The 19,182-nt window shown below is 73.2% G+C and carries 20 protein-coding genes; 15 read left to right on the top strand and 5 right to left on the bottom strand.

The genetic code is table 11. The features are described 5' to 3' along the window. The first annotated feature begins 45 nt into the window (after positions 1 to 45). The 4 genes from ACFT55_RS10370 to ACFT55_RS10355 are packed head-to-tail and all read left to right on the top strand — an operon-like array spanning position 46 to position 4,075. Complete coding sequence (locus ACFT55_RS10370) at positions 46 to 1,014, top strand: carbohydrate ABC transporter permease (RefSeq protein ID WP_380243745.1); 969 nt, start codon at positions 46 to 48, stop codon at positions 1,012 to 1,014. Positions 1,015 to 1,030: 16 nt separating this feature from the next. Then, positions 1,031 to 1,963, top strand: a complete 933-nt coding sequence (locus ACFT55_RS10365; protein ID WP_380243744.1) for a carbohydrate ABC transporter permease — start codon at positions 1,031 to 1,033, stop codon at positions 1,961 to 1,963. Position 1,964: 1 nt separating this feature from the next. After that, positions 1,965 to 3,368 (top strand): arabinan endo-1,5-alpha-L-arabinosidase, encoded by a 1,404-nt coding sequence (locus ACFT55_RS10360; protein WP_380243743.1) that lies wholly within the window; start codon positions 1,965 to 1,967, stop codon positions 3,366 to 3,368. After that, the gene (locus ACFT55_RS10355) at positions 3,365 to 4,075 is read left to right on the top strand and encodes a DUF624 domain-containing protein (protein WP_380243742.1); all 711 of its coding nucleotides are present in this window, start codon (positions 3,365 to 3,367) and stop codon (positions 4,073 to 4,075) included. Before ACFT55_RS10360 ends, ACFT55_RS10355 begins: the two co-directional genes overlap by 4 nt. Positions 4,076 to 4,115: 40 nt before the next feature. Here ACFT55_RS10355 and ACFT55_RS10350 read toward each other — a convergent pair whose 3' ends face one another. Further along, complete coding sequence (locus tag ACFT55_RS10350; RefSeq protein WP_380243741.1) at positions 4,116 to 5,204, bottom strand: LacI family DNA-binding transcriptional regulator; 1,089 nt, start codon at positions 5,202 to 5,204, stop codon at positions 4,116 to 4,118. A 5-nt stretch (positions 5,205 to 5,209) separates the two neighbouring features. After that, the gene (locus ACFT55_RS10345) at positions 5,210 to 7,231 is read right to left on the bottom strand and encodes a glycoside hydrolase family 127 protein (protein ID WP_380243740.1); all 2,022 of its coding nucleotides are present in this window, start codon (positions 7,229 to 7,231) and stop codon (positions 5,210 to 5,212) included. Positions 7,232 to 7,358: 127 nt separating this feature from the next. Between ACFT55_RS10345 and ACFT55_RS10340 the strand changes: the two genes are divergently transcribed. From ACFT55_RS10340 to ACFT55_RS10290, 11 genes are all read left to right on the top strand, one after another. Continuing rightward, positions 7,359 to 8,918: an alpha-N-arabinofuranosidase gene (locus ACFT55_RS10340; RefSeq protein WP_380243739.1), complete on the top strand. Its 1,560-nt coding sequence runs from the start codon at positions 7,359 to 7,361 to the stop codon at positions 8,916 to 8,918. Positions 8,919 to 9,096: 178 nt separating this feature from the next. Beyond that, positions 9,097 to 9,957, top strand: coding sequence for a hypothetical protein (locus ACFT55_RS10335; protein ID WP_380243738.1), 861 nt, complete (start codon positions 9,097 to 9,099; stop codon positions 9,955 to 9,957). Positions 9,958 to 9,979: 22 nt separating this feature from the next. Then, a complete protein-coding gene (locus ACFT55_RS10330; RefSeq protein WP_380243737.1) occupies positions 9,980 to 11,095 on the top strand; it encodes an SRPBCC family protein in 1,116 nt (371 codons plus the stop codon). Positions 11,096 to 11,137: 42 nt separating this feature from the next. Then, complete coding sequence (gvpJ, locus tag ACFT55_RS10325) at positions 11,138 to 11,563, top strand: gas vesicle protein GvpJ (RefSeq protein WP_380243736.1); 426 nt, start codon at positions 11,138 to 11,140, stop codon at positions 11,561 to 11,563. Further along, entirely contained in the window at positions 11,560 to 12,324 is a 765-nt protein-coding gene (locus tag ACFT55_RS10320; RefSeq protein WP_380243735.1) for a GvpL/GvpF family gas vesicle protein, read from the top strand. The genes gvpJ and ACFT55_RS10320 overlap by 4 nt, the downstream gene beginning before the upstream one ends. A 3-nt stretch (positions 12,325 to 12,327) precedes the next feature. Further along, positions 12,328 to 12,579 carry a c-type cytochrome biogenesis protein CcmI gene (ccmI, locus tag ACFT55_RS10315; protein ID WP_380243734.1) on the top strand — a complete coding sequence of 84 codons (252 nt, stop codon included), beginning with the start codon at positions 12,328 to 12,330 and terminating at the stop codon, positions 12,577 to 12,579. Then, complete coding sequence (locus ACFT55_RS10310) at positions 12,576 to 13,196, top strand: gas vesicle protein (protein WP_380243733.1); 621 nt, start codon at positions 12,576 to 12,578, stop codon at positions 13,194 to 13,196. The genes ccmI and ACFT55_RS10310 overlap by 4 nt, the downstream gene beginning before the upstream one ends. Positions 13,197 to 13,278: 82 nt before the next feature. Next, positions 13,279 to 13,731: a gas vesicle protein gene (locus ACFT55_RS10305; protein WP_380243732.1), complete on the top strand. Its 453-nt coding sequence runs from the start codon at positions 13,279 to 13,281 to the stop codon at positions 13,729 to 13,731. Then, entirely contained in the window at positions 13,728 to 14,660 is a 933-nt protein-coding gene (locus tag ACFT55_RS10300) for a gas vesicle protein (RefSeq protein ID WP_380243731.1), read from the top strand. Before ACFT55_RS10305 ends, ACFT55_RS10300 begins: the two co-directional genes overlap by 4 nt. Then, positions 14,657 to 14,986, top strand: coding sequence for a gas vesicle protein GvpK (gene gvpK / locus ACFT55_RS10295; RefSeq protein ID WP_380243730.1), 330 nt, complete (start codon positions 14,657 to 14,659; stop codon positions 14,984 to 14,986). Before ACFT55_RS10300 ends, gvpK begins: the two co-directional genes overlap by 4 nt. Continuing rightward, positions 14,983 to 15,789 (top strand): GvpL/GvpF family gas vesicle protein, encoded by an 807-nt coding sequence (locus ACFT55_RS10290; protein ID WP_380243729.1) that lies wholly within the window; start codon positions 14,983 to 14,985, stop codon positions 15,787 to 15,789. Before gvpK ends, ACFT55_RS10290 begins: the two co-directional genes overlap by 4 nt. 42 nt (positions 15,790 to 15,831) lie before the next feature. Here the strand turns inward: ACFT55_RS10290 and ACFT55_RS10285 are convergent, their stop codons facing one another. The 3 genes from ACFT55_RS10285 to ACFT55_RS10275 all read right to left on the bottom strand — a co-directional run. Then, positions 15,832 to 17,256, bottom strand: coding sequence for a helix-turn-helix domain-containing protein (locus tag ACFT55_RS10285; protein ID WP_380243728.1), 1,425 nt, complete (start codon positions 17,254 to 17,256; stop codon positions 15,832 to 15,834). Between the two features lie 92 nt (positions 17,257 to 17,348). Further along, positions 17,349 to 18,275, bottom strand: coding sequence for a carbohydrate ABC transporter permease (locus ACFT55_RS10280; RefSeq protein WP_380243727.1), 927 nt, complete (start codon positions 18,273 to 18,275; stop codon positions 17,349 to 17,351). Beyond that, the coding region (locus ACFT55_RS10275) for a carbohydrate ABC transporter permease (RefSeq protein WP_380243726.1) at positions 18,272 to 19,182 on the bottom strand (911 nt) is incomplete at its 5' end. The genes ACFT55_RS10275 and ACFT55_RS10280, both read right to left, overlap by 4 nt.

Genomic DNA, 19,182 nt, shown 5'->3' with positions numbered 1-19,182 from the left:
GCCGCGCCGCCCTCCCCCGCACGTTCCTGGACGAAGGAGTCTGCGATGACGTCCACCGCACTGCCGGCCACGGCCGGCACCCGCCCCGCGGCGCCGGACCCGGCGCCCGCGCCGCCACGACGCGGCGGGTCCTCGCGGCTCCACCGCTCCGAGAAGAGGTGGGCGCTGCTCTTCGTCGCCGCGCCCGTGATCGGCTACCTGCTCTTCATCCTCTACCCCACCGGCTTCGCGCTGTACGCGTCGCTGACCCGGTGGAACGGCCTCGGCCCGATGACGTTCATCGGGCTCGACAACTACGTGGCCCTGCTGGGCGACGAGCGGTTCCACCAGACGCTGTTCAACACGTTCTTCTACATGATCGGCATCCCGATCGGGCTCGCGCTCTCGCTGGCGCTCGCCGTGATGATGAACCGCAAGCTCTTCGGCCGCGCCGCGTTCCGCGCGATCTACTACGTCCCCGTCATCTCGTCGATCGCCGCGATCGCGATCCTGTGGCAGTGGGCGTACAACGGCGACTTCGGCCTGGTGAACCAGTTCCTCGCGATCTTCGGCATCGACGGCCCGAACTGGCTGGCCGACCCGACCTGGGCCAAGCCCGCGATCATCATGATGGCGGTCTGGAAGGGGCTCGGGTACTCGATGCTGCTGTACCTGGCCGCGATCCAGTCCGTGCCGCGGTCCCTGTACGAGGCGGCCGAGCTCGACGGCGCGGGCGGCTGGCAGAAGTTCCGCTCGATCACGCTGCCGATGGTGCAGCCGGTGACCTTCTTCCTCGTGGTCACGCAGATCATCGGCGGCGCCATGATCTTCATCGAGATCCAGATCATGACGCCCACCGGCGGCCCGGAGTACTCCACGGCGTCGGTCGTCTACCACATCTGGCTCCAGGCGTTCCGGTACCAGCAGATGGGCTACGCCACCGCGATGTCGGTGGTGCTCGGGCTCCTCATCCTCGTCATCACGCTCATCCAGTTCCGGCTGAACCGGCGCAACGCCGGCTTCGTCGTCGACTGAGGCCAGGGAGACACCCATGACCACCACGACGCCCGCCACGACGCCCGACACCACGCCCGCCACGCCCACGACCACCGGGTCGACGTCCGGCACGACCGGCTCGCGCCTCGGCCGCCGGAACCGGTCCCGCCTCACCGACACGATCGTGTGGGTCGTCCTCGCCGCGGGCGCGGTCTTCATGATCGCGCCGCTCGTGTGGATGTTCTCCACGTCGCTGAAGACCAAGCTCGAGGTCTTCGCCCTGCCGCCGGTGTGGATCCCCGAGGTCCCCCAGTGGGACACCTACGTGCGCATGTGGACCGACTCGTACGTGCTCGACGGCATCAAGAACAGCCTCATCGTGTCGCTCAGCGTCACGGTGATCGGCACGTTCACGTGCTCCCTGGCGGCGTTCGCCCTCGCCAAGATGCGCATGCCCTTCAAGAACGCGATCTTCGTCGGCCTGCTCACGGGCATCATGATCCCGTTCCCGACGATCATGATCCCGCAGTTCGTCATGTTCTCGAAGATCGGGTGGGTGGACACGCTGTGGCCGCTCATCGTCCCGGCGATCTTCGGCAACATCGTGATGATCTTCTTCCTGCGCCAGTACCTGTCGAGCGTGCCGGACTCCCTCGTCGAGGCGGCCAAGATCGACGGCGCCTCCTACTGGCAGATCTTCTGGCGCATGATCATGCCGATCATCCGTCCCGCGGTCGCGGCCCAGTTCATCCTCTGGTTCATGGCGGTCTGGAACGACTACCTGGCGCCGATCCTGTACCTGAACACGCCCGAGCGGCAGACGCTGCAGGTGGTCATCGCGAACATGAACGTGGAGTACGCGACGCAGCGCGACTACCCGCTGATCATGGCGGCGTCCGTGGTGGCCGTGCTGCCCATCCTCGTGGTGTTCCTGATCTTCCAGCGGCAGATCATCGAGTCCGTCGCCCTGACCGGGACGAAGGGCTGACATGACCGGCACGACGACGAGCACGACGGCGGGCACGACGACGGTGACCTCGTCCGAAGACGCCCCCGACACGTCGACGTGGGGCGGGCGGCACGTGCACGACCCCACCGCGGTGCGCGACGACGACGGCACCTACTGGCTGTTCTCCACCGACGCCCGGTCGGACGGACCCGTGCGCGGGGGCGTGCAGGTGCGGCGCTCCGCCGACCTCGTGACGTGGGAGCTGCACGGCTGGGCGCTGCCCGGCGTGCCGGGCCCGGCGGGTGCGTGGTCCGGCGCGCAGGGGCTGTGGGCGCCGGAGGTGGTGCGCGTCGCGACTCCCGCGGGGCCGCTGTGGCGCATGTACTACTCCGCGTCGACGTTCGGGTCGCGGCGCTCGGCGATCGGCCTCGCCGACGCGCCGCACCCGGCCGGCCCGTGGACCGACCGGGGGATCGTGGTGGCGAGCGCGCACCTGGACCCGCCGGCGGGCCTCGGGCATCCCAACGCCATCGACGCGAACGTCGTGACGGAGCCCGACGGGACGCAGTGGCTCGTGTACGGGTCCTTCTTCAGCGGGATCCACGCACTCCCACTCGACGCGGGCACCGGGTTCGTCGCCGAGGGGTTCGTGCCCGGCCCGGGCGCGCTGCACGAGGCGCCCGGCCGGCTCCTGGCCCGGCGCGCGCGGGAGGCCGACGGCGCGGTCGAGGGCGCGTTCGCGCTCCCCCGCCCGGGCGGCGGCTGGGCGCTGCTCGTCTCCTACGACTCCCTCGCCCGCAGCTACCACCTGCGCGCAGCCGTGGGCGACGCCGTCACCGGCCCGTTCCGCGACCGCACCGGACGGCTCCTGACGGACGTCGAGGCCGACCCGTGGACGGTCGGGGTGCCCGTGCTCTCCGGGCACCGGCACGTCGGCGGCCCCGGCATCCTCGCCCCCGGCCACGCGTCGGTCCTCAGCGAGCAGGTGGCCACGCCGGACGGTGGCTCGCACGCCCGTCAGCTGCTGGTGCACCACGTGCGCGACGCCGAGGCGCCCACCGAGCACCGGTTGCAGCTGCGGCGTCTCGTGTGGACGCACGACGGCTGGCCGCTGGTGTCCCCGCAGCCCTGGGCCGGAGCCGACCGGGAGGTCGACGACACGACGCGCTGGCCGTCCGGCCCGGACGCCCTCGGCGGCACCTGGGAGCAGCTCGACCCCGGCGCCGACCCGACGCACGTGCAGGACGCCGTCGTCGGTGAGCTCGGCCCGCTCGACGACGTGCGCCCCCTGGGCGACGGACGGTTCACCTGGGTCGCGCACGACGGCGCGGCGGTGTCCGCCGTCGTGCACCCGGGGTGGGACGCGGTGCGCGACCGCGCCACCCTCTGCCTCGAGGCGCTCGACGACGCAGGCCGCGTCACGCTCGCGACGAGGCTGCCGTGACCGCCCGCGCAGACCGCGAGCCCACGCGCCGCCGGCCCGACGCGCCCGCGGCGGGGGTGGCCGGCGCCGTGGCCGACGCCGAGGTGCCCGGGTGGTCGGGCGGCGTCATGCTCGCGCTGCGCTGGGCGACCCTGCTCGTGGAGGTCACGGCCATGGTGGCGCTGGGGACGCTCGCGGGCGGCGTCCTGCTCGGGCTGGGGCCCGCGCTGCGCGCCGGGGGCGTCGTGGCCGGGAGGATGACGGCCGAGCCGACGCCGTGGCACACCTTCTGGCGCACCTGGCGCGAGGGCTTCGGCCGCACCAACGCGCTGTTCGCCCCGGTGTGGGCGGTCGCCGCGCTGCTGTGGTGCGACGGCGTCGTGCTCCACCTGCTCGACGGGCCGGCGAGGGCCGTGCTGCAGGCGGGGCTGCTCGTCGTCGGCGCCTGGGCCACCGTCGTGCTCGCCTGCTGGCCGGTGGTCGTCGCGCGCTACGCCCGGGGCGTCGTGGAGACCTGGCGGCTCCTGCTGCTGCTCCCCCTGCTCGCGCCTGCGACGTCGCTCGCCGTGCTGGTCGTGGCGGCGGTCGTGCTCATCGCCGCGGGGGTGCTGCCGCTGCTCGCGGTGCTGGCCGGGCCCGCGTTCTGGCTGTGGGCCACGGCCCGCCTCGCGACCGACCGGCTCGACCGGATCGACGCACAGGTCGCCGGGGGCGCGGCCGGAGGCTGACCACCGTGCCGCTGGGCGTGACGCCGGCGCGCGACCCGCCTCACGCCGTCGCGCTGAGGCCCACCACGATCTCCTCGTCGCCGCCGGGCTGCACGGCGACCACGTTCTCCGCGCCCTCCGCCGCGTCGCCCGTCGACTCCCGGCCGACGACGCGGGAGCCCGGGACCACGCGGCGGAACGGACGGTCGGAGCCGCCCGCGATCCGCTCGACCAGCAGGTCCACGGCCGTGCGTGCGATCTGCTCGCGCCCCGGGTCCACCGAGCTGATCGTCGGCACCGAGTACCGCACGTCGTCGACGTCGTCGAAGCCGATCAGCGCGACGTCGCCCGGCACGTCCACCCGGCGGGCGTGCAGCGCGTGCAGCGCGCCGAGCGCCATCGCGTCGTTGAGCGCGAAGACGGCGTCGATCTCGATGCCCGAGTCGAGCAGCCGGCCCATCGACTCCGACCCTGTCGACCGGTGCCACAGCCCGGCCTCGCTCACCAGCTCCGGGTCGTAGGGCAGGCCCGCGGCGGCGAGGCCCTGGCGGTAGCCCTCGGTGCGCAGCGCCGCCGAGCCGACCAGCTCGCCCTCGTGCGCGCCGACGACGGCGATGCGGCGCCGCCCGAGCGACGCGAGGTGCAGCGTGGCGGCGCGGGCCGCGGCCACGTTGTTCATCGTCACGTGGTCGGCCGGGGCGTCGAAGACCCGCTCGCCCAGCACGACGAGCGGGAAGTCCACGGCGAACAGGTCGACGTCGTCCTGCCCGAGCGCCAGCGGCGAGAAGATCACGCCGTCGGTGAGGTGCCGGCGGCGGCCGTCGAGGAGCTCGATCTCCCGCTCCCGCACCGACCCGGTCTGCTCGATGAGCACGGTGAGCCCCTGCTCCTCGGCGGCGCGGATCACGGAGTCCGCGAGCTCGGCGAAGTACGGCAGGCGCAGCTCCGGCACCGCGAGGGTGATCATGTCCGTGCGCTGCGTGCGCAGGTTCCGGGCGGTGGTGTTGAGGCGGTAGCCGAGGTGCTCGATGGCCTCCTCGACCCGCTCGCGCGTCTCGGGCCGGATGTGCGGGTACCCGTTGACGACGTTGGACACCGTCTTGATCGACACGCCCGCGCGCTGCGCCACGTCGTGCATGGTCACACGCATGCCGCTCACCTCCCCGACCGTCGTCGGTCGCCGGGCCGCGGGGGCGCAGAGACCGGGATCCACACACGCATCGGGCCCTCTGCTCGATTGCCCCACACAGCGTAGGGCACCGCTCGCACGGCGACGTGCACCACGTCGGGCGAGATCTCGGGCACGTCGTCGGGCACGTCGGAGTACAGCGCGCGGCCCGCGGCCGGCCGCGCGCGGCCGACGGCGCGGAGCGTCGCCCCGACGCCGAGCGCGTCGTCCGCCGGGCCGACGGTGACGCCCGCGGCGAGGTCGAGCTCGACGTCGTCGAGGACCACGCCCGGGTGGTCGACCTGCTCCACGCAGTGCACGACCGGTCCGCGCGCCAGGGCGACGCAGCCGCGCACCGCGTCCACGCGCGGGTGCGCGCGCAGCACGCGCGGCTCCAGGGGCAGGACGAGCCGGACGCGGCGCGCCCCCGCCGCCACCCGCAGGTACCCGCGCCGGTCCAGTGCCGACGCGACGTCGACCGGCTCGCCGTCCACCTCCAGGCGCGTGCGCGCCGCGTCGGCCCAGCCGGGCAGGCGCAGCGCCAGCGGCACCGGGGACGGCGCGTCGGCGGTCAGGAGGACGTCGCCGTCCCACGGGTAGCCGGTGCGCAGCTTTAGCCGCACGGCGGAGCCCGGCACGGCCAGGTCCGCGTCGGCGAACAGGTGCACGGCGAGCGCACCGTCGGCGTCGAGCGTCGCGACCATCGTGTGCAACGAGGCGACGAGCCGTGCGAGGTTGGGCGGGCAGCACGCGCAGGCGAACCAGGCGCGCCGCCCGGAGGCCTGGTACTCGTCCGCGCCGTCGTGCCCGTCGCGCACCTGGAGCGGGTTGGAGTAGAAGAACGCGGTGCCGTCGGTCGACGACGCGGCCGCGACCACGTTGTGCAGCGCGTGCTCCAGCGAGTCGGCGTACCGCGACTCCCCCGTCGCGAGCAGCATGCGCCAGTCCCACAGCACGCTCGCCACGCCCGCGCACGACTCGGCGTACGCGCGGTCCGGCGGCAGCTCGTACGGGTCGCCGAAGGACTCGTCCTTGTGCCGCGACCCCATGCCGCCGGTGACGTAGGTGCGCCGCCCGTGCGCGTCGTCCCACAGGCGGACGGCGGTGTCGAGCAGCGCCCGCTCGCCGGACTCCAGGTAGAGGTCGGTCACCCCCGCCAGCAGGTAGAGCTGGCGCACCGCGTGCCCGGCCACCTCCTCCGCCTCGAGCACCGGCGTCGCGTCCTGGTGGTACACGGGCTCGAACGGGCCCGCCCCGAGGCGACGGTGGCCGCGCAGGTCCACCATGCGGCGGGCGGCGTCGAGGTAGGCCGGGTCGCCGGTCTCGCGGTACAGCTCGACCAGCGCGGTCTCCACCTCGGGGTGGCCGCAGACCAGCTCCTCGCCGTCCGCGAGCCGCGCGACGACGTCGTCGGCCCAGCCCATCGCGAGGTCGAGCAGGTCGTCCTCGCCGGTCGCGCGGGCGCGTGCGACGCCCGCCTGCACCAGGTGCCCCAGCACGTACAGCTCGTGGCCCCAGCGCAGGTCGCCGTACGGCCTGCCCGACGGCGCCGCGTCGGACGGGTCGCGGGAGCCCAGCACGTGCGAACCGAGGTAGCCCGACGGCGCCTGCGCCCGGCGCAGCAGGTCCACCACGCGCCGCACCGCGTCCTCGTGCCGCGGCTCCCCCGCGCGGGCCGACTCCCAGGCGACCGCCTCGAGCGTCTTGTGCACGTCCGAGTCGGCGAAGTTGAAGCCGCGGTACGGGCCGTCGTGGTGCTCCGGGTCGGCCGGGTCGAGCACGCGGCGCAAGTTGTCCAGGGCGCCGGAGGTCTCCAGCGCGTCCAGGCAGTGCGGGATCGTCGCGGCGGCGTTGCGCTCCTGCCACGCCCCGAGGTGACCGGTGGCCGACAGCCGCACGGCGCCGGCCGGCAGCGGGCGGGTGCGCGCCGCGGGCAGCGTGCCGCCCACGGGCCCTGCGGCATGCGTCGGTGCGGTGGACGCCGTCAGGGTTGCCGGGCTCCTGCGCATGCCGATTCCTCCTCGAGTCGTGGGATCAGAACGTCCTGACCCCTGGTGCCGTCCCTGGCGACCATGATTGACTCTACATCGTTGTAATGCGTCATCGACACTTCGACGAGGAACGTGAGAGAGACCCATGCCCGATCCCCGCACCGACCTGAGCACCGATCCCCACGCCCGGGTCACCCTGCACCCCGACTTCCGCCGCGGCACCGTGGACCGCCGCCTGTTCGGCTCGTTCGTCGAGCACCTCGGCCGCGCCGTGTACACCGGCATCTACGAGCCGGGCCACCCCGCCGCGGACGCCCACGGCTTCCGCCGCGACGTCGCCGACCTGGTCCACGAGCTGGGCGTGCCGATGGTGCGCTACCCCGGCGGCAACTTCGTCTCCAACTACGTGTGGGAGGACGCCGTCGGTCCCGTCGAGCAGCGCAAGCCGTTCCTCGACCTCGCGTGGCGGACCGTCGAGCCCAACCTCGTCGGCACCGACGAGTTCCTGCAGTGGGCCGAGCGCGAGGGGGTCGAGCCGATGATGGCCGTCAACCTCGGCACCCGCGGCGTCGACGCGGCGGCCGCGCTCGTCGAGTACTGCAACGGGGAGGCCGGGACGCGGTGGGCCGACCTGCGCATCGCGAACGGCCGCGCCGAGCCGTACGGCGTCCACCTCTGGTGCCTCGGCAACGAGATGGACGGCCCCTGGCAGATCGGGCACAAGGACGCGCACGAGTACGGCAAGCTCGCCGCCGAGGCCGGCAAGGCGATGAAGCTCGTGGACCCGTCGATCTCCCTGATCGTGTGCGGCTCGTCGTCGATGCAGATGCCCACGTTCGGCGAGTGGGAGCGCACCGTCCTGTCGTACACGTACGACCTCGTCGACCACGTCTCCATGCACGCGTACTACGAGGAGGTCGGCGGCGACCGCGCGTCCTTCCTCGCGTCCGGCACCGCCATGGACCGCTTCATCGACCGCGTCGTGGCGTCCGCCGACGCCGTCGGCGCCGAGCGTCGCAGCGACAAGAAGATCACCATCAGCTTCGACGAGTGGAACGTCTGGTACCTCGAGACCCGCTTCCCGGGCGAGGCCAACCTGCCGATCCAGCGCGACGCGCCGCGCATCATCGAGGACGTCTACTCGGGCCTCGACGCCGTCGTGGTGGGCGACCTGCTGGTGACCCCCCTCAACCACGCCGACCGGGTGCCGGTGGCCTGCCTCGCGCAGCTCGTCAACGTCATCGCGCCGATCATGACCGCCCCCGGCGGGGACGCCTGGCGCCAGCCGACGTTCCACCCGTTCGCGACGACGTCGCGCCTCGCGCGCGGCACCGCGCTCGACGTCCGCGTCGAGTCGCCGTCCTACGAGACGGCGCGGCACGGGTCCGCGCCCCAGGTGACGGCGGCCGCGACGGTGGACGACGACGGCTCGCTCGGCCTGTTCCTCACCAACCGGTCGGACCGGGTGGTCGAGGTCGAGCTGACCCACGTGGGCGCCTCGCTCGGTCTGACCGAGGGCTGGCAGATGGTCGCGGACCACGAGCCCGCCGTCGAGGGGCCCGAGCACGCCGCCAAGGTCACCGAGACGTGCTGGTCCGTCGTCGACGTCGCGGCCGTCGCCTCGGCGGCCGAGGGCGGCACGACCCGCGTGCGCCTCGCCCCGGAGTCGTGGACCGCGTTCGCGGGGACGTTCGCCCGCGCCTGACGCCCGTTCGACCCACGACCGGCCGCCCGTCGCTGCTCCGCGCAGGATCGGGCGGCCGGTCGTCGTCCATCCGGTGCCCGCAGCAACGGGCTCGCAAGCATCGACCGCCTGTGCCACGGTGGAGATCCAGTCGAGGAGCGTGCTGGAGAGGACCGACGACCACCGGTTGGAGGTTGCGATGGACGACAAGGTCAAGCTCGCAGCGATTCTGGCAGCGGGCTATCTGCTCGGCCGGACCAAGAAGTTGAAGACTGCCGTGCTGCTCGGAACAGCAGTGGCGGGGAACCGCCTGCGCGACGAGTCGACGCGCGGCGCCCTGCTCGACAGCCTGGGGGGTCTGCGCGACTTCGCCTCCTCACCCCAGGTGAAGAAGCTGACGGAGAACGTCACCGGCCGGCTCGTCGACGCCGGCAAGGAGGCTGCTCTCGCTGCGGTCACCAGCCGCGTCGACTCCCTCACCTCCCGTCTTGAGTCCGGGTCGCAGCGCGACGAGGACGAGGAGCCCGAGGACGAGGCACCTGAGGACGAGGCGCCCGAGGACGAGGCACCTGAGGACGAGGCGCCCGAGGACGAGGCGCCCGACGACGAGGCGCCCGACGACGAGGCGCCCGACGACGAGGCGCCCGAGGACGAGGCGCCCGAGGACGAGGCGCCCGAGGACGAGGCACCTGAGGACGAAGCACCTGAGGACGAAGGCGACGAGGCGGAGCAGGAGGAGCCGCCCGCCGAGAAGAAGGCGCCGGCGCGCCGCCGCCGGTCCTCGACCTCGGCGAACGAGTCGTCCGGCACCCGGTCGAGCACGCGCTCGAGCACGCCGCGCCAGCGCACGGGGACGTCCGGCTCGAAGTCTTCCGGCTCCGCGTCGTCCGGCACTAAGTCTTCCGGCTCGCGGTCGACCGGCGCGAAGGCGTCCGGCTCGCGATCCACCGGCGCGAAGGCCTCCGGCTCGAAGGCTTCGGGCTCGAAGTCCTCCGGCTCGAAGACGTCGAGCTCGCGGACCTCCGGCTCGCGGTCGTCCAGCACCCGCAAGTCGTCCTGATCGCGGCGGAGAGGAGAGAGCCATGAGCGAGAGTGCGAAGTCCCCCCTGTCTGGCGGCCTCGGCGGCCTGAAGGACTCCTTCGGCGGTCTGGCCCGCGCGTTCGGCGACAAGGCCGTCAGCACGGTGAGCGACAAGGTCGGCTCGGTCACGGACCGGCTGAGCGACTATGCCCAGAACCCCACCGGCTCCGCGGCCGTCACGGGCGCCAAGAGCCTCGCCGAGGGCGACTCGCCCCTCAAGGCGGGCGTCAAGTCGGCGGCGAGCGGTCTGAAGGACAAGGTCAAGGACATCTTCAGCGGCGGCGGCGGTGGGAGCAGCGGCGGTCACCGGTACATCAACATCGTCGAGTCGATCGACGTCGGCGCGCCCATCGACGTCGTCTACGACGCCTGGACCGAGTACGACCGCTGGCCCGACTTCATGAAGAAGGTGGAGAAGGCCAAGCTCGACCAGGACGAGGGCAAGGTCTCCTTCGAGGGCAAGGTGTTCCTCTCCCACCGCAAGTGGGAGGCGACGATCGTCGACCAGATCGCCACCCGACGGGTGGTGTGGGAGTCCACGGGCGAGAAGGGCACGCTGAGCGGCGCGGTGACGTTCCACGCCGTCACCGACGACCTGACCCGCATCGTGGCGGTCGTGGAGTACCGCCCGCGCGGGTTCATGGAGAAGGTCGCCAACGTGTGGCGGCCCGTCGGGCGCCGGCTGCGGCTCGAGCTCAAGTTCTTCGTCCACTACGTCATGACCGACGTCATGCTCCACCCGGACGACCTCGAGGGCTACCACGCCGAGATCCAGGACGAGGAGATCGTCAAGTCCCACGAGGACGTCCTCAACGAGGAGCAGGACCAGGACGAGGGTGAGGGCGAGGGCGAGGACCAGGACGAAGAGCAGGACGAGGAGGGCGACGTCGAGACCGGCGCCGAGGACGAGGGCGACGAGCCGGAGGGCGACGAGCCGGAGGACGAGGAGCCGGAGGACGAGGAGCCGGAGGACGAGGAGCCGGAGGACGAGGAGCCGGACGAGGGCGAGCCCACCGACGAGGCCGAGGACGAGGGCCAGGACGAGGCCGAGGACGAGGACGAGGAGGAAGCCGGCGACCAGGAGCCTGCGCCGAGCAGGCGCCGCCGCTCCCGGTGACCCCCGGACCCGTCCCACCCGAACGAGCAGCCAGGAGGAAGCATGAGTGAGGTCGCCACCCGCCGCTCCGGCGGCGGATATCTGGACCGCCCGCAGTCATCGTCGCTGGCCGACGTGATCAACATCATCCTCGACAAGGGGCTGGTGATCGACGCGTTCGTCCGTGTCTCCGTGGTCGGCATCGAGCTGATCACGATCGACGCCCGCATCGTCATCGCGAGCGTGGACACGTACCTGCGCTTCGCGGAGGCCACGAACCGCCTCGACCTGGAGCAGACGGGCGGCCGGCAGCTGCCCGAGCTGATCGACGACATCTCCGAGAGCGGCTCCCACGGCAAGACCAAGGGCTTGGTCTCCGGCGCGAAGGACGCGCTGACCAGCAACAAGGACGACAAGGACGACGGCGAGGACGACGACAAGTCGACGCAGCGCAGCCGCCGGCGCACGTCGCGACAGGAGAGCTCGTGACCTTGAGCACGACGGAAGATCCCACGGTCGGCACGCCCGAGCTGTACCTGTACGGGCTGGTAGCGCAGGGCACCCGCCCACCCGGTGACCTCACCGGGGTGGACGGCCAGCCCGTGCGCGTCGTGCCGCTCGAGCAGGTGGCGGCGCTCGTGTCCGACGCTCCGGTGCAGCGCGACGTCGGACTGCCCGACGACGTCCGGGACCACGCGCGGGTGCTGGACGCGGTCGCCGCCACGCGGCCCGTCCTCCCGGTGCGGTTCGGCACCCTGACGACGGACGAGGAGCTGCCGGACGCCGTCCCTCAGGGCGCGCAGGCGGAGCACGCCGAGGCTCTGCGCGCCCTGGAGGGCTCGGTGCAGCTCACCGTGTCCGCCCGGTACCGGGAGGACGCCGTGCTCGCGGAGCTCGTCGCGCAGGAGCCGGAGATCCGCCGTCTGCGCGACCTCACCCGAGGCCGCTCCGAGGAGTCCACCTACGACGCCCGCATGCGCCTGGGCGAGCTGGTCGTGGCCGGCTTCGAGCGCCGGCGGGGCGGGGACGAGCAACGCCTGGTCGCCACCGTCGCCCCGCTGGCCCGGGCGACGCGGATGCACGAGGTCTCCCGGACGGGGGACATCGCCGAGCTGGCGCTCCTCGTCCGCCACGACGACGTCGAGCGGCTCGAGGTCGCGCTCGAGGCGCTGGCCGCGCAGGTGGCCGACCACATGACGGTCCGCCTCGTCGGGCCGCAGGCGCCGTACGACTTCACCGAGGAGGTGTGACGCGTGGGTCTCCTGAGCGCACTGGTCACCCTCCCGCTCGCCCCGGTCCGGGGCGTCGTGTGGGTGGCCGAGCAGGTGCGCTCGGAGGCCGAGCGTGAGTGGTACGACCCGGGCACCATCCGCCAGCGCCTCGACGAGATCGCCCGCGCCCGGGAGGCGCACACGATCGACGACGCCGAGGCCGACGCGGCGGAACGCGAGCTGGTCGCCCGGCTGCTGGAATCGAGCCGACGCCGCCAGGGAGGTAGAGCATGAGCCCGGCCAGGAAGGCGCACGCCGCTCCGGCCCGCCGTAGCAGGCCGTCCGCGACGCATGAGCAGACGGCGGACGACGTCGAGGAGCAGGAGCAGGTGTCCGACGAGGACGCTCCGACCGACGAGGCGCCTGAGGAAGAGGCGCCTGAGGAAGAGGCGCCCGAGGACGAGGCGCCCGAGGACGACGAGCCTCAGGATGACGAGGCGCCCGAGGACGAGCCTCAGGACGACGAGGCGCCCGAGGACGACGAACCTCAGGACGACGAGGCGCCCGAGGACGACCCGCCCGAGGAGGACGACCCGGCCGACGAGGACGAGGCGCCCGAGGACGACGAACCTCAGGACGACCCGCCGTCCCGCGGCCGCCTCGACGCCCAGGGTGCCGCGCGGCTCGCCGTGCGGCAGCTCAAGGAGCTGAGCCACCACGACCCCGAGGGCGTGGTGGGGATCGAGCGCGACGCCGACGGCTGGATCGTCACCGTCGAGGTGCTGGAGGACGCGCACGTGCCCAGCACGTCGGACGTCCTCGCGGAGTACGAGGTGCGGCTCGACCCCGACGGCGGGCTGCTCGGCGTGACCCGGGGACGCCGCTACGTCCGGGGCCGGACGGAACGGTGACCCGGGGCGACAGCAGGACAGGCGACCGGAGGGAACCAGGAGTGCAGCAGGCTCGGAACGGCACCGGAAGGGGCGACGCGGCATGACGGTGGTCCCCGGCTCGGACGGCCCGATGCAGCCGCAGCGCGCCCGCGAGGGCACGCTCATGCAGGTGGTCGAGACCCTGCTCGACAAGGGTCTGGTGGTGAACGCCGACATCATGGTGTCGGTGGCGGGTGTGGAGCTCCTCGGGATCCGCATCCGTGCAGCGCTGGCGTCCTTCGACACGGCGGCGCGGTACGGCCTGGAGTTCCCGGCGGGCACCGACCGCGACACGGTGGCCTGGCAGCAGGCGATCGAGCCGAAGGAGACGTGCCCGAGCTGCGGCAAGACGGCGCCCACCGCGCAGCTCCTCGAGGAGTACTGCCCCTGGTGCGGGTGGGAGAGCGCCCTGGTCCAGCGCGACGGCGGCCCCCGGCGCGAGGTGGAGGGCACGTCGTCCCCCGCCCAGGACGACGACAGCTCCGAGGGCTCGGGGCGCGGGAAACGGCGATGACCGGCACGCTCGCCCGATCCACTCCGTCGTTGCGCACGCACGAGCCGGACGGCGGGGCGGCGCTGCAGCCCACCCGGGACCTGCACGCCACCCTTCCGGACCTGCTGAACGCGCTGCTCGACAAGGGGGTGTACCTCGACCTCGACCTCATCATCACGGTGGCGGACATCCCGCTCATCGGCGTGAACCTGCGCGCCGCCGTGGCCGGCGTCGAGACGATGCTGGAGCACGGGATGATGCGCGGCTGGGACGAGCAGACGCGGGCCTGGGTCCGTGAGTCCCTCGCCCGCCACGTGCCGCTCGAGCCCGACGAGGACGTGGTGGCACGGATGGCGGGCGGGCACCGCCGGGACGAGCCGCCGACGACGTGGCGACCGGGCACCGTGTACCTCACCACCCGGCGTCTCCTGGTGTGGCGCGCGGACCCCCGCGAGCTCCTGTGGCAGACGTCCCTCGACGACATCACCGGGGTCGAGCTGCGCACGGAGCTCTCGGTGGGCGGGGAGGAGCGCGAGCGCGTCGCCGTGACCACGCCCTCGGGCACCACCCTGCTCTCGGCGGCGGCACCGGAGCGGCTCCAGGGGCTGCTGCGCGAGCACCGCGGTGAGGACCCGGCCGCCGGGCGCACCCCGGACCTGCGTGCCCCCGTCTGGTACCGCGAGGAACGTGCCGGGTCGCCGGTCTGGCGCGGCGGCACCGGCACCCTCGGCCGGGGCGGCCTGACCTGGCAGGGAGCGGGCGAGGCCAGGCCCGCCGTCCGCCTGCGCGAGGTCCGCGACGTCCAGGCGCACACCGGCAGGACCCCGGTGGGTCGCCAGGCCTTCGCCGTCACGGGCGAGTCCGGCACCGTCCTGCTCGCCACGAGAGACGCCGACTGGGCACGCGCCCTCTCCACGTCCGTCCACCATCTGCAGGGAGGCGACGCATGACCCTCACCATCGACGAGCACAGCCTGAAGAACGGCGTGCTCACCCTGGTCGTGACCCTCGTCGAGGTGATCCAGGAGGCCCTCGAGGGCCAGGCGATCCGACGGCTGGAGGGGGGCGAGCTCACCGAGGAGGAGCAGGAGCGCCTCGGTCAGGCGCTGCTCGACCTCGACGACGCGTTGGAGTCCATCAAGGCGGACCACGGCCTCACCGCCTCGGTCGCGGACCTGCGCCAGGGGCTCGACGACGTCGTGGACGACGTCGTCGACCGGCTCGTGAACCCGAGCCGCTGGGTCGACGACGAGCAGGCTTCGCGGAGCGGCGCATGACCGCCCCGACGCAGAGCGTCCCGCCGCAGGACGACGCGGTGTCGGAGGGGCTGTACCTGTACGCCGTCACGCCGGACGCGCCCGACGACCTCGGCACGGGGGTCGACGGGGCGCCGCTGGACCGTGTGACGGCGCACGGGCTGACCGCCGTCGTGCACCGCCGGTCGTCCGGACCGTACTCGGGGCCGGACGACCACGTGCGCCGCTGGGTGGTGGAGCACAGCGACGTGGTGGACCGGCTGTGGCAGGCCACCGGTGCGGTGCTGCCGATGAGCTTCAACGTCATCGTGGCGGGCACGGCGCAGGAACCGGCGCAGCAGCGCCTCGAGTCCTGGCTGGCGGACCACGCGCAGCCGTTGCGGGCGAGGCTGGACGAGCTGACCGGGCGCGCCGAGCTGCAGGTGGAGATCGGGCTCGACCAGCAGGCCGCCGCGGCCGGCGCCCCCGACGCCGACGCGCTGCGCACCGAGATGGCCGAACGGCCCCCGGGGGTGCGGCGGCTGCTGACGAAACGGCTGGAGCAGGTCGAGCGCGACGCGGCCGGGGCGCTGGCCGACGAGCTCTACCCCGACCTGCGGCGCCGGCTGGCGAGGACCGCGGAGGACATCACCGAGAACCGCCGCACGCACCCGGAGCCCGGTGTCGTCCCGGTGCTCGGGGTGGCGCTGCTGGTCCCGCTCGTGGACGTCGACCGTGTCGGGCAGGAGCTCGCCCGCATCCAGGAGGAGGTCCCGGCGGCGCGCATCCGCTACCTCGGTCCCTGGCCGCCGTACTCGTTCGCCGACGTCACCCCGGCCACCTGACCGCCCGAGGGTGCCCGGGGGCGCCCGGAGTACCAGAAGGACTCAGGCAGGGACGTACCGCTTCACCACGCGCCCGACCGTCGAGGGGGACACCTCGACCCGCTCGGCGATCTCGCGGTGGCTGAGCCCGTCGCCGGCCAGCGCGACGATGTGGCGGTCGCGGTCGGAGACGGGCCCGTCGCCGTCCTCGGCGGCAGCCGCCTCGGCCACCGCCGCCTCGGCGTCCTGGGGCGTGGAGGTCCCGTGCGCGGTGAGGAACGCCGACCGCTGAGCCAGGGCGTCCCCCAGCGCCGGGTCGGTCTCCTGGAGCAGGTCGAAGACCTCCACCCGTCGGGTGTGCCCGGTCTCCGGCAGCGGCTCCCCGGTCCCCGGCAGCCCGGCCTCGGCGGCGGCCTGAGCGTCCCGCTGCGCGGCGTCGTCGGGCTCCGGCGCGGACGCGTCTGCGGCGAGCTGCTCCTCGAGGTCGTCGAACCACTCCGCCTCTTCCGGGGCGTCGTCCGCCGTGCGGCCGGCGTCGTCTCCCGCCGTGCCCTCGAGGTCCCCCTCCGCCGTGACGACCGGCGTCGAGCCGGTCAGCGCCGACCGGAACTCGTCGGCGAAGGGGTCGTCCGCGCCGGCGACCGTCGTCGTGACGACGGGCTCGGGCGCCGCGACGAGCGAGGCCAGGGAGGGCAGGGACGGACCCGCGGTGACGGCCTGCTGCCCCGACGGGCGGGCGGCGCCGGACGGGCGGACGACGCCGCGGTTGACGGAGCTCGCGCCGATGAGGTCGAGCCGGTTGCCGTGCCGCTCGGCGGCCTCGAGCCGCTCGACCCACACCTGCATGCGACGTTCGAAGTCCTCGACGGTCAGCAGCTTCAGCGCGGCGTCGCGCGCGGCACGCTGGCGGTGGTGCGCCGACCGCACCTTGCGCATGCCGCCCCGGTTGCCCGTGCTGTCGAGGCGGGCGTCGCGCCACAGCTCGAGCGCGGTCACGTACTGGTGCACCCGGTGCTCGCGCCGTCGCTCGTCGAGGGTGTGCCCCGTGACCAGGTGCCTCTCGCCCACGAGGGCCAGGTGCCACATGAGGGCGGCGACCAGCGGCGGCACGAAGCGGAAGGCGACCATGTACGGCGTGCTCGCGTCGGGCACGGCGATCTCGTGCAGCGCCGCGAACATGCCGGACGTCCCGGACAGGATCCAGGTCAGCGTGAGCAGCACGCCGTAGGGGCGGCCCTCCAGCGCGGCGTTGCGCGCCATGAGGGCGACGGCCACGAGGCTCACCTCGAGGAAGCCCGCCAGGGCGTAGGCCTCCGCCGGCGACATGCCGGCGACCTCCAGGCCGAAGAGCACCATGCCGCTGTACGCCAGGGCTGTCGCGATGGTGGCGGCGACGACGACCGCGACCATCGGCAGGTGCCGCCCGCGGTAGCGCACCGTGGACCGGGCGGCGCCCGGGTTGTCGGTCGTCGGGTCGTGCTGGGTCACGTCGTTCCTCCGGAATGTTCGCTGATCTGGGCATATATCAGCATCGGACGCCCCTTGCGTCAACGGCGGACGACGGGTGACCTGCGCCCGCACTACCCCTTGACCGCTCCCCCGAGCCCGGCGCCCCGCAGGAACAGGCGCTGGAAGCCCAGGAACATCACCACGGGGAGCACGGTCGCGATGGCTAGCGACGCGAGGAAGACGCCGAGGTCGGTCGACGCCTCGATGGCGGGCAGGCGCACGGACAGCGGCTGGATCGCGGGGTCCTTCAGCACCAGCAGCGGCCAGAGGAAGTCCTTCCACGACGCGATCACCGCGAAGACGGACACGACGCCGAGGATCGGCTTCGACATCGGCAGCACGACCGACCAGAACAGCCGGTAGGGCCCCGCGCCGTCGACCCGGGCCGCCTCGAAGACCTCCCGCGGCAGCGAGTCGAAGAACCGCTGCACCAGCAGGACGTTGAACGCGCTGGCCCCGGCGGGCAGCCACACGGCCCAGAAGCTGTCGACGAGGGACCGGCCCAGCAGCGGCGGGTCGAGGATCGTCAGGTACAGGGGCACGAGCAGCACGACGGCGGGCACGAACATCGTCGACAGCACCAACGCCTGCACGACGCGGCCGTACCGCGGGCGCAGCACGGACAGCGCGTAGCCGCCCGTCGTCGCGACCACGAGCTGCACGAACCACGACCCGGCGGCGAGCCAGACGGTGTTCATGAAGTAGCGGCTGATCTGCACGTCGTTCCAGGCGCGCTCGAGGTTCTCCCACGCGATGCCGTGCGGGAAGACGGCCATCGGCGTGCGCAGGATGTCCTGGGTGGGCGTCACCGCGAACTTCGCCAGGAGCAGCATCGGCCCGAGGCCGACCACGACGAGCAGCAGGAGCAGCAGCACGTGCGTGCCGCCCATCCCCCAGCGGACGGACGGGCGGCGCCAGTCCGGCCCGGACAGCGCGCCACGGTCGCCGTCGTCGGCCGGGGAGGTCCGGCGCGGCCGGACGGCGGTGGTGAGGGTCATGACGTGCTCCAGGACCGCGTGAGGCGGAAGTAGAGGACCGAGAAGACGGCGAGGACGCCGGCGAGCATGAGGGACAGCGCGGTCGCGGCGCCGTAGTCGCCGCCGAGGCTGTTCTGGAACGCGTACCGGTAGATGAGCAGCAGCACGGTGACGGTCGCGTTGTTCGGCCCGCCGCCCGTGAACAGGTACGGCTCGAGGAAGACCTGCGCGGTGCCGATGACCTGGAGGATCAGCGTGATGAACAGGACGCCGCGCAGCTGGGGCAGGGTGACGTGCCAGATCTTGCGCCACAGGCCGGCGCCGTCCACCTCCGACGCGTCGTACAGCTCCGCAGGCACGCTGGTCAGCGCCGCGAGGTAGATGATCACGGTGCCGCCAGCGCCGGCCCAGGTGGCCGCGAGCACGAGCGACGGCATGGCCCACGACGCGTCCTGCAGCCACGGGTACGGGCCGAGCCCGACCCAGCCGAGGATCGTGTTGAACACGCCGGTGGGCCCGCCCTTGTAGAAGAACTTCCACAGCAGGACCGCGACCACGGGCGGCACGACGACGGGCAGGTACGCCAGCGCCGAGTACAGGCCGCGGCCGCGCCGCACCTCACGCATGAGCACCGCGGCGACGAGCGGCACGGGGTACCCGAACAGCAGCGCGAGGAACGCGAAGTAGAGGGTGTTGCGCACGGCCTTCCACAGCAGCGGGTCGGCCAGGACGTGCCGGAAGTTGTCCAGCCCGACGAACGTCGGGTCGGTGACGAGGTTGGTCTCCTGGACGCTCATGAGGACGGCGCGGACGATCGGGAACCACGAGAAGACCCCGAAGATCACCAGCAGCGGCAGGAGGAAGACGAGGCTGTGCAGGCCGCCGCCGCGCCACCAGCTGACCGGGCCCCGGCGCGGGCGGCCGGCAC

This window comes from Isoptericola sp. NPDC057191 (assembly GCF_042670225.1).
Classification (GTDB): Bacteria; Actinomycetota; Actinomycetes; order Actinomycetales; family Cellulomonadaceae; genus Isoptericola.
The sequence above is the reverse complement of the archived record's forward strand: the minus strand, read 5'-3'. Positions and strand labels throughout refer to the sequence as shown.